The sequence below is a fragment of the Micromonospora globispora genome (assembly GCF_003857015.1).
GTDB lineage: Bacteria > Actinomycetota > Actinomycetes > Mycobacteriales > Micromonosporaceae > Micromonospora > Micromonospora globispora.
In genome coordinates, this window is sequence record NZ_QGGF01000794.1 from 1 (window position 1) to 9,744 (window position 9,744).

Sequence of the window (9,744 nt, forward strand, 5' to 3'; positions counted from 1 at the left end):
GCCTGATCCACTGGTGCGTCCATGTCGTCCCCTCCGCCGTGTCCCGCCGTACACGGTAGCCACCGGACCCGCCGGCGCGCTCAGCGCAGCCGGCGCAGCACCGCCGAGCCGACCGTCGAGGTGGCCCCGCCGACCGACCGGACCACTCGCGACAGGTCCGGCAGCCAGCCGCCCCGGACGGCCTCGCCGGCCGGGTTGGGCGTGAACGCGATGCCGTCGTGCGGCGCCACCGGCTGGTTGCTGAGCCCGGCCACCCGCATCAGCGGTCCGACCAGCACGTCGTACAGGCCCGGCAGGACGGTGAAGCCGAACCGCATGACCACGTTCAGCCGGCCCACCGAGATCTCCCGGCGCGGCCGGTCGGCGCCGTGCACGATCGCCCGGGCCACCCGCTCCGGCGTGGTGATCGGCGGCGGCGGGCGGCCGATCCGGCCCAGGTAGTTGGCCGCCTGCCGGTAGACCGGGGTGTCCACGCTGCCCGGGTTGACCAGGCACACGTGCACTCCCGGAGTCTCCCGGGCCTCCTGCTGCAACGTCCGGGCCAGTCCCTGCAGGCCCCACTTGGCCGCCACGTAGCCGCTCATGTAGGGCGAGGTGATGTGCCCGAGCACCGAGCCGGTGAGGATCAGCGTGCCCGCCGAGGCGGACCGGTAGTGCCGCAGCGCCACCCGGGCCACCGCGGCGGCGGCGATCAGATCGACGCGGACCACCCGTTCGAAGACCCGCTCCGGCAGCTCGTCGAACCGCCCGTAGGCCGCTACCGCGGCGGTGTGCACCCAGACGTCGATGCCGCCGAACTCGGCGACGGCCGCCCGGGCCAGCTCGTCGACCGCGCCGGGCTCGGTGATGTCGGTCGGCACGACGAGCACCTCCGCGCCGGCGCTCCGGCACTCCTGGCGTACCTCGGCCAGGGTGGCGGGGGAGCGGGCCGCGAGGACCAGACGGTCCCCTCGGCCGGCGAACTCCCGGGCCGCCGCCCGGCCGATGCCGCTCGTCGCGCCGGTGATCACCACCGTACGGCTCACGGCGCGAGCACGACCTTGATGCAGCCGTCCTCCTTCTTCTGGAACATCTCGTACCCCTGCGGCGCCTGCTCCAGCGGCAGCCGGTGGGTGCGCAGGTCCTCCACGCCCAGCGGGTCGTCGTCGCCGGAGAGCAGCGGCATGATCTCGTCCGTCCAGCGGCGCACGTGGCACTGCCCCATCCGCAGCTGGATGCCCCGGTCGAACATCTCCACCAGCGGCATCGGGTCCTGCTCGCCGCCGTAGACGCCGGAGACCGAGACGGTGCCGCCGCGACGGACGGCCTTGAGGGCGGCGTGCAGCACGACGAGGCGGTCCACGCCGGCCTTGTCGGTCATCGTCTGGGCCAGCTTGTCCGGCAGCAGGCCGGCCGCGGTCTGGGCGAGCTTGCCCAGCGGGGCGCCGTGCGCCTCCATGCCGACCGCGTCGATCACCGCGTCCGGGCCGCGCCCGTCGACCAGGTCGATCAGCGCGCCCGGCACGTCGTCCAGCTCGGTCACGTCGAGCACCTCGATGCCGTGCCGGCGGGCCAGCTCCAGCCGCTCCGGCACCAGGTCGAGCCCGATCACCCGGCCGGCGCCGAGGTGTCGGCCGATCCGGGCGCAGAACTGCCCGACCGGGCCGAGTCCGAAGACGGCCAGGGTGCCGCCGGGCGGGGTGTCCGCGTACTTCACCGCCTGCCAGGCGGTGGGCAGGATGTCGGAGAGGTAGAGGTACCGCTCGTCCGGGCCGGTCTCCGGGATCTTGATCGGCCCGAACTGGGCCTGCGGCACGCGCAGGTACTCTGCCTGCCCGCCGGGGACGGAGCCGTAGAGCGAGGTGTAGCCGAACAGGGTCGCGCCCTTGCCTTGGGAGGTCACCTGCGTGGTCTCGCACTGGGCGTAGAGCTGCCGGTCGCACATCCAGCAGGAGCCGCAGGCGATGTTGAACGGGATGACCACCCGGTCGCCCGGCTTGAGCCGGGTCACCCCGGAGCCGACCTCCTCGACGATGCCCATCGGCTCGTGCCCGAGGATGTCGCCGGGCTTGAGGTACGGGCCGAGCACCTCGTACAGGTGCAGGTCGGAGCCGCAGATGGCGGTCGAGGTGATCCGGACGATCGCGTCGGTCGGCTCCTCGATCCGGGGGTCCGGTACCTCCTCGACCCGGACGTCACGTTTTCCTTGCCAGGTCAGTGCCTTCATGCCTGAATGTCCCCTCTCGGTGCCGTCCAGGGGACTGCTACCCGCCCTCGGCCCCTTGAACCGGCACGGCCGGCCTGGCCGGACCACCGGAAAAACACCGACCGCCGCACCCCGGGGTGGGGTACGGCGGTCGGTGACGGGCGGGGCGGCCGGAGCCGCCGCCGGCTCAGGAGCCGGGGGTGCCGCCGCGCTTGGCGGTGGCCGCGAGGTAGTCGCGGTTGAGCCGGCCGATGGTGTTCAGCGGGATGCCCTTCGGGCAGACCGCGGTGCACTCGCCGGCGTTGGTGCAGCCGCCGAAGCCGGCCTCGTCGTGCGCGTCGACCATGCCGATCACCCGCGTGTACCGCTCCGGCTGGCCCTGCGGCAGCAGCGAGAGCTGGGTGACCTTGGCGGCGGTGAAGAGCATGCCGGAGCCGTTGGGGCAGGCCGCCACGCAGGCGCCGCAGCCGATGCAGGCGGCCGACTCGAAGGCGGCATCCGCGTCGGCCTTGGCCACCGGCGTGGCGTGCGCCTCGGGGGCGCTGCCGGTCGGCGCGGTGATGTAGCCACCGGCGGCGATGATCTTGTCGAAGGCGTTCCGGTTGACCACCAGGTCCTTGATGACCGGGAAGGCCCGGGCCCGCCACGGCTCGATGTCGATCGTGTCGCCGTCGGAGAACTGCCGCATGTGCAGCTGGCAGGCCGTGGTGCCGCGCTGCGGACCGTGCGCATTGCCGTTGATCATGAGGCCGCACATGCCGCAGATGCCCTCACGGCAGTCGTGGTCGAACGCGACCGGCTCCTCGCCCTGGAGGATCAGCCGCTCGTTGAGCACGTCGAGCATCTCCAGGAACGACATGTCCGGGGAGACGTCGTCGACCTTGTAGGTCACCATCCGACCCTTGTCCTCAGGGCCCTTCTGGCGCCAGATGCGCAGGGTCAGATTCACTTGTAGCTCCGCTGCGTGGGGTGAACGTATTCGAACTTCAGGTCTTCCTTGTGCAGCACGGGCTGACCAGTCCCGCCGTACTCCCAGGCCGCCACGTAGGCGAACCGCTCGTCGTCGCGCTGCGCCTCACCGTCCGGGGTCTGGTGCTCGGCCCGGAAGTGGCCGCCGCAGGACTCCTCGCGGTGCAGGGCGTCGATGCACATCAGCTCGGCCAGCTCGAAGAAGTCGGCCACCCGGCCGGCCTTCTCCAGCGACTGGTTGAGCCCCTCGCCGTCGCCCGGGACGCGGACCCGCTGCCAGAACTCGTCGCGCAGCGTCCGGATCTCGTCGATCGCCTTGCGCAGGCCGGCCTCACTGCGCTCCATGCCGCAGTGCTCCCACATGATCTGGCCGAGCTCCCGGTGGAACGAGTCCACGGTCCGGTCGCCGTTGATCGCCAGCAGCCGCTGGAGCCGGTCCTCCACGGTCGCCCGGGCCTCGACCGCCGCCGGGTGGCTGGCGTCGACCTTGTCGAAGGGGCCGGAGGCCAGGTAGTTGGCGAGGGTGTTCGGCAGCACGAAGTAGCCGTCCGCGAGGCCCTGCATGAGCGCCGAGGCGCCCAGCCGGTTCGCGCCGTGGTCGGAGAAGTTGGCCTCACCGATCACGAACAGGCCCGGGATGGTCGACTGCAGGTCGTAGTCGACCCAGAGGCCGCCCATCGTGTAGTGCACGGCGGGGTAGATCCGCATCGGGACCTGGTACGGGTCCTCGCCGGTGATCCGCTCGTACATCTCGAAGAGGTTGCCGTACTTCGCCTCGATCGCCTTGCGGCCGAGCCGGTTGATCGCGTCGGCGAAGTCGAGGTAGACGCCGAGCCCGCCGGGGCCGACGCCGCGACCCTCGTCGCAGACGTTCTTCGCGGCCCGGGAGGCGATGTCCCGCGGCACCAGGTTGCCGAAGGAGGGGTAGATCCGCTCCAGGTAGTAGTCCCGCTCGTCCTCGGGGATGTCCCGCGGGGCGCGGTTGTCGCCCTTGGCCTTCGGCACCCAGACCCGGCCGTCGTTGCGCAGCGACTCGCTCATCAGGGTCAGCTTCGACTGGTGGTCGCCGGAGACCGGGATGCAGGTCGGGTGGATCTGCGTGTAGCAGGGGTTGGCGAAGTACGCGCCCTTGCGGTGGGCCCGCCAGGAGGCGGTGACGTTGCAGCCCTTGGCGTTGGTGGAGAGGTAGAAGACGTTGCCGTAGCCGCCGGAGGCGAGCACGACCGCGTCGGCCATCTCGGTGGTGATCTCACCGGTGACCAGGTCCCGCACCACGATGCCGCGGGCCCGGCCGTCGACGATGACCAGCTCGAGCATCTCGTGGCGGGCGTTCATCTCCACGTTGCCGAGGCCGATCTGCCGCTCCAGCGCCTGGTACGCGCCGAGCAGCAGCTGCTGGCCCGTCTGGCCCCGGGCGTAGAAGGTGCGCTGTACCTGCGCGCCACCGAACGAGCGGGTGTCCAGCAGGCCGCCGTACTCGCGGGCGAACGGGACGCCTTGGGCGACGCACTGGTCGATGATGTTGACGGAGACCTCGGCCAGCCGGTGCACATTCGACTCGCGCGAGCGGAAGTCGCCGCCCTTGACGGTGTCGTAGAAGAGCCGGTGCACCGAGTCGCCGTCGTTGCGGTAGTTCTTGGCGGCGTTGATGCCACCCTGCGCGGCGATGGAGTGCGCCCGGCGCGGGCTGTCCTGGTAGCAGTAGGACTTGACCTGGTAGCCCTGCTCGGCCAGGGTCGCGGCGGCCGAGCCGCCGGCCAGGCCGGTGCCCACCACGATCACGGTCAGCTTGCGGCGGTTGGCCGGGTTGACCAGCTTCGCCTCGAACCGGCGGCGCTCCCAGCGGGTCTCGATGGGGCCGTCTGGGGCCTTGGCGTCGGCGATCGGGTCGCCTTCGGTGTAGAGATCCATGATCAACGCACCAATCCGGTGAGTACGGCGAACGGGACCACCAGGTAGCCGGCGGTCAGCACGACGGCGAAGACCAGCGCGAAGGTGCGGGCGCGGCGCTCACCCGCCGGGGTCTGCTGGCCGAGGCTGCGCAGCGCGCTGAAGGTGCCGTGCCGCAGGTGGAAGCCGAGCGACACCACGGCCAGGGTGTAGAAGAGCGTCACGTACCAGCGCTCGGGCGCGAAGTCGGCGACCACGTTGCTGTGCGGCCGGGTGGCGTCGCCGACCGGGTTCAGCGTGCCGGTGGTCAGGTCCAGGATGTGGTAGATCACGAAGAGCAGGATGATCACCCCACCCCAGCGCATCGTGCGGGCCGCGTAGCTGCCCTGCACCTTCTTGCGGTGCGCGTACTGGACCGGGCGGGCGGCGCGGGCGCGCAGCGCGAGCACGGTGGCGGCCCCGATGTGGGCCAGTACGGCGACCAGAAGCACCGTGCGCTGGATCCACAGGTACCAGCCGGGGGCGAGCAGGGGCGTACCGAGGTCGCGGAGCCAGTGCGCGTAGTGGTTGAACGCCTCAGCGCCCGTGAAGATCTTCAGGTTGCCGAGCATGTGCGCGATGAGGAAGAGCACCAGGAGAATGCCCGTCACCGCCATGACGACCTTGAGGCCGACGCTGGATCGGATGGGCGACCGAGTTTTCGTGATTACCACCCGACCGACGCTAGGAGCAGTTCGATCAGGCGTCCAATGCATCGACTTCGCAGTCTTGATAGCCATAAGCTATTCAGATGCAGCTCCATCAGCTCCGGTACTTCGTGGCGGTCGCAGAAGTACGACATTTCACCCAGGCTGCCGACCTGGTGGGCATCACCCAACCCTCGTTGAGTAAGCAAATTCACGCCCTGGAGACCGACCTCGGCGCCCCGCTCTTCGAACGGGTAAGGGGCAACATCACCCTCACCGCGGCGGGCGAGGTGCTGCTGCCGTTGGCCAAGCGGATCCTCGCCGACGTGGACACCGCGACCCGGGAGGTGCAGGAGCTGGTGGGGCTGCGCCGGGGCCGGGTCCGGCTGGGCGCCACGCCCAGCCTCGTCACCTCACTGGCCCCGCCGGTGCTGCGCCGGTTCCGCGATGCGCACCCCACCGTCGGCCTGCGGGTGGAGGAGGGCGGCTCGCAGGACCTGGTCCGCGACCTGCTCCGCGGCGACCTCGACCTGGCGCTGATCATCATGCCGTCGGCGGGCATCGACCCGGGGTTGCGCGCCGACCCGATCCTGCGGGAGAGCCTGGTGGTCGCCTCGGTGGACCCGCTACCGGTCGCCTCGGACACCGGCGAGCTGCGCATCACGGACCTGCGCGATCAGCCCCTGGTGATGTTCCGGGAGGGCTACGACCTGCGCGACGCCACCCTCCAGGCGTGCCGGGAGGCCGGCTTCGAGCCGTCCTTCTCGGTCGACGGCGGCGAGATGGACGCCGTGCTCAGCTTCGTCGAGGCGGGGCTCGGCATCGCCCTGGTACCCGGCATCGTGGTCGCCCGCCGCCCCGGCATCCGGGTCACCCGACTCGCCCCGCCCGGCGTACGCCGGACCATCGCGGTGGCGCGCCGCCGCGACGTGGTCCCCACCCACGCCGGCCGGGAACTCCGCCGCATCCTGCTGGAGTACGTGCACGACGCCACCGCGACCGACGAGCTGCCGCCCGGAGTCGAGCCGCTGTAGCGGCGGCTGCGGTTCAACGGATCGCAGGCTCCCGCCCGGCAGCCGTCGCATCGGTGGCGGGGCCGGTCGGGTTCCATCGCCTCACGAGAACGACCACGCCCACCAGCGCGACCACGAGCGTCAGCAGCACCAGCAGGGGAGCGAGTGCCCGCCAGATCGGCCACACCGGCTCGGCGAGCCCGTCCGTGGCCAGGTCCATCCAGGTGAGGGCGACGCCCGGGAGCAGGCCGACCGCCACCAGCGTGCCGACCAGCCGGGGTGCGGGCCGACGTCGACGCGCCACCAGCCAGAACAGCGTCGCACCCGCGGCGGCGCCCAGGAGGGCGCCGGTGACGGTGGCGGCGCGGAACCCGTCGGGTGCGGTCGGTGCGATGCGCAGCGTCGAGCCGGTCGCCGTGTGGGTGAGGGTGGCGGTCAGCCCGTCCCTCTCGGCCCGCCAACCGTCGCACGGGTCGCCGGGCACGCGACGCAGGCCCTGCCACCCGCCGGATGCGGCGTTCCGTCGTAGCTGCTCGGAGAGCGCGCAGTCGGCGGGGTGGCCGTACCAGAACTCCTCGCGACGGGCACCGAAGTCGTCCGCCGCCAGGAAGATGCCGTACCGATAGCCGTGGACCAACGACGCGCCGGTCGGCTCTGCCGCAGGGAGCAGCTCTGCCGCCATCCTGCGGGGCTGGTCGGGGCTGAGCGGTGCGGTGCCGCGGCCGCCGTACCAGGAGCCGACGGCGAGGCCGACCGTGCCCAGCAGCGCCGCGCCGAGCAGCAGCATCGCGACGCGCCGCAGCGAACGACCCACCGACCCACCCCCTGTCAGGTGCGGCACAGCGTAGCGTTCGCCGTCCAGCCGTGGCGCCCCTCCGGAACGGGCAGTTGACGGATGGGTGTCAGCGCCCCTCGGCGTCGTCCATCGCCCGGTAGATGCGCTGCTCGGAAACCGGGTACGGGGTGCCGAGCGCCTGAGCGAAGACGTTCACCCGCAGCTCCTCGATCATCCAGCGGATCTGGCGGACCGCCGCGGACTGGCGCCTGGCCGGCGGCAGCGCGGCGACCATGTCCTGGTACTCCTTCTGCACCACCGTGACCCGGTCCTGCTGCTGCTTGTCCCGCTGCGGGTTGCCGGGGAGCCGGTCCAGCCGGCGCTCGATCGCGGTCAGATAGCGCAGCAGGTCGGGCAGGCGGGCGTACCCGGTCTCGGTGATGAAGCCCTTGTGCACCAGGCCGCTGAGCTGGTTCCGGATGTCGGCCAGGGCGGCCACCACGGCCAGGTTCCGGGTCGCGCCGAGCCGCTGCTCCGCCGCGTACGCGGCGGCGAGCACCCGGCGGACCCGCTCCATCACGTCGACCACGGTGTCCACCAGGTCGGCCCGGACCTTGTCGCGCAGCGCGGCGAAGCCGTCGGCGTCCCAGGCGGGACCGCCCGCGTCGCCGATCAGCTTGTCGATCGCCGCCCCGGCAGCGTCCTCGATCAGCTCCTGCACGCTGCCGTGCGGGTTGCGGCTGAGCGCCAGCTTCGCCTCGTTGCTCAGGCGCCCCTGGAGGAACTTCGCCGGCGACGGCACGGTCAGCCGGAGTAGCCGCCGGGTGCCCGCCCAGTGCGCGGCGGCCTGCTCGGCCTCGGTGTCGAAGACCTTCACCCCGACCGTGGTGCCCTCGTCGACCAGGGCCGGGTACGCGGTCACCGCGTACCCGGCGCGGACCTGCTCGATGGTGCGCGGCAGGGTGCCGATGCTCCACTCCTTCAGGCCGGTCCGGGCCACCTCCGGCGCGGCGGCGGCGACGACCTGGCGTACCTCCTGGCGGAGCTCGCGTTGCAGGGCCGGCAGGTCCTTGCCCTCGGCGACCGGCTTGTCGTCCTCGCCGAGCACCCGGAACGTCACCCGCAGGTGCGGTGGCAGCTTCTCGAGGTCCCAGGCGTCGCGGGGCACGGTCACCCCGGTCATCCGGCGCAGCTGCCGGGTGAGCGCGTCGAGCAGCGGCTCCTCGCCCGCCGGCAGCTGCGCCAGTGCGGCGCGGGCGTAGTCCGGCACCGGGACGAAGTTGCGCCGCAGGGCCTTGGGCAGCGACCGGATCAGCGCGATCACCAGTTCCTCGCGGAGGCCGGGTACCTGCCAGTCGAAGCTCTCCGCGGGCACCTGGTTGAGCAGCGGCAGCGGGATGTCCACGGTCACGCCGTCAGTGGGGGTGCCCGGCTCGAAGGTGTAGGTCAGCGGGAGGGTCACCCCGTCGGCCTGCCACTCGTCCGGGTAGTCGGCCTCGTCGACCCCGCCCCGGCCGGCGTTGATCAGCAGCTCGCGGGTGAAGGTGAGCAGGTCCGGGCGCTCCCGGCGGGTCTTCTTCCACCAGGCGTCGAAGTGCCGCCCGGAGACCACGTCGGCGGGGATCCGCTCGTCGTAGAAGTGGAAGATCGTCTCGTCGTCGACCAGGATGTCCCGCCGTCGGGCCCGGCTCTCCAGCTCCTCGATCTCCGCCAGCAGCCGACGGTTGTCCGCCCAGAACTGGTGGTGCGTCTGCCAGTCGCCCTCCACCAGGGCGTGCCGGATGAACAGCTCGCGGCTCAGCGCCGGGTCGATCCGACCGAAGTTGACCTTGCGGGAGGTGACCAGCGGGATGCCGTACAGGGTGACCTTCTCGTAGGCCATCACCGCGGCCTGCTTCTTCTCCCAGTGCGGCTCGCTGTAGCTGCGCTTGACCAGGTGCTGGGCGAGCGGTTCCACCCACTCGGGTTCGACCCGGCCGTTCACCCGGCCCCAGAGCCGGGAGGTCTCCACCAGCTCGGCGGCCATCACCCAGCGCGGCGGCTTCTTGAACAGCGCCGAGCCGGGGAAGAGGGCGAACTTCGCCCCCCGCGCCCCCAGGTACTCGTGCTTCTGCGCGTCCTTGAGCCCGATGTGCGACAGCAGGCCGGGCAGCAGCGACTGGTGCACCTTCGGGGTGTCGATCTCCTCCGGCAGGTCCGCGCCGACCCCGCGACCCTGCCGGAGGA

The 9,744-nt window shown here is 71.8% G+C and carries 8 protein-coding genes; 1 reads left to right on the forward strand and 7 read right to left on the reverse strand.

The features are described from left to right. Positions 1-80 precede the first annotated feature (80 nt). From DKL51_RS34495 to DKL51_RS34515, 5 genes are all read right to left on the reverse strand, one after another. Positions 81-1,025, reverse strand: a complete 945-nt coding sequence (locus DKL51_RS34495) for an SDR family NAD(P)-dependent oxidoreductase (protein WP_109942943.1) — start codon at positions 1,023-1,025, stop codon at positions 81-83. Next, positions 1,022-2,206, reverse strand: a complete 1,185-nt coding sequence (locus tag DKL51_RS34500; protein ID WP_109942942.1) for a zinc-dependent alcohol dehydrogenase — start codon at positions 2,204-2,206, stop codon at positions 1,022-1,024. Before DKL51_RS34500 ends, DKL51_RS34495 begins: the two co-directional genes overlap by 4 nt. Positions 2,207-2,372: 166 nt before the next feature. Then, complete coding sequence (locus tag DKL51_RS34505; RefSeq protein WP_109942941.1) at positions 2,373-3,134, reverse strand: succinate dehydrogenase/fumarate reductase iron-sulfur subunit; 762 nt, start codon at positions 3,132-3,134, stop codon at positions 2,373-2,375. After that, entirely contained in the window at positions 3,131-5,065 is a 1,935-nt protein-coding gene (locus DKL51_RS34510) for a fumarate reductase/succinate dehydrogenase flavoprotein subunit (RefSeq protein WP_109942940.1), read from the reverse strand. Before DKL51_RS34510 ends, DKL51_RS34505 begins: the two co-directional genes overlap by 4 nt. Before the next feature lie 2 nt (positions 5,066-5,067). Then, positions 5,068-5,799, reverse strand: a complete 732-nt coding sequence (locus DKL51_RS34515) for a succinate dehydrogenase cytochrome b subunit (protein WP_109942945.1) — start codon at positions 5,797-5,799, stop codon at positions 5,068-5,070. A 29-nt stretch (positions 5,800-5,828) separates the two neighbouring features. On the opposite strand from DKL51_RS34515, the gene DKL51_RS34520 reads away from it, so the two are divergent. Further along, entirely contained in the window at positions 5,829-6,764 is a 936-nt protein-coding gene (locus tag DKL51_RS34520) for a LysR family transcriptional regulator (RefSeq protein ID WP_185735016.1), read from the forward strand. A gap of 13 nt (positions 6,765-6,777) precedes the next feature. On the opposite strand, the gene DKL51_RS34525 is transcribed toward DKL51_RS34520, so the two are convergent. Further along, positions 6,778-7,557 carry a hypothetical protein gene (locus DKL51_RS34525; RefSeq protein WP_124813326.1) on the reverse strand — a complete coding sequence of 260 codons (780 nt, stop codon included), beginning with the start codon at positions 7,555-7,557 and terminating at the stop codon, positions 6,778-6,780. An 88-nt stretch (positions 7,558-7,645) separates the two neighbouring features. Continuing rightward, positions 7,646-9,744 (reverse strand): ATP-dependent RNA helicase HrpA (gene hrpA / locus DKL51_RS34530; RefSeq protein ID WP_124813328.1); only part of this gene is annotated, 2,099 nt, incomplete at its 5' end.

Coding starts and splice junctions, on each gene's coding strand:
- DKL51_RS34515 (WP_109942945.1), bottom strand. CDS start 5,799: ATGCATTGGACGCCTGATCGAACTGCTCCTAGCGTCGGTCGGGTGGTA.
- DKL51_RS34510 (WP_109942940.1), bottom strand. CDS start 5,065: ATGGATCTCTACACCGAAGGCGACCCGATCGCCGACGCCAAGGCCCCA.
- DKL51_RS34500 (WP_109942942.1), bottom strand. CDS start 2,206: ATGAAGGCACTGACCTGGCAAGGAAAACGTGACGTCCGGGTCGAGGAG.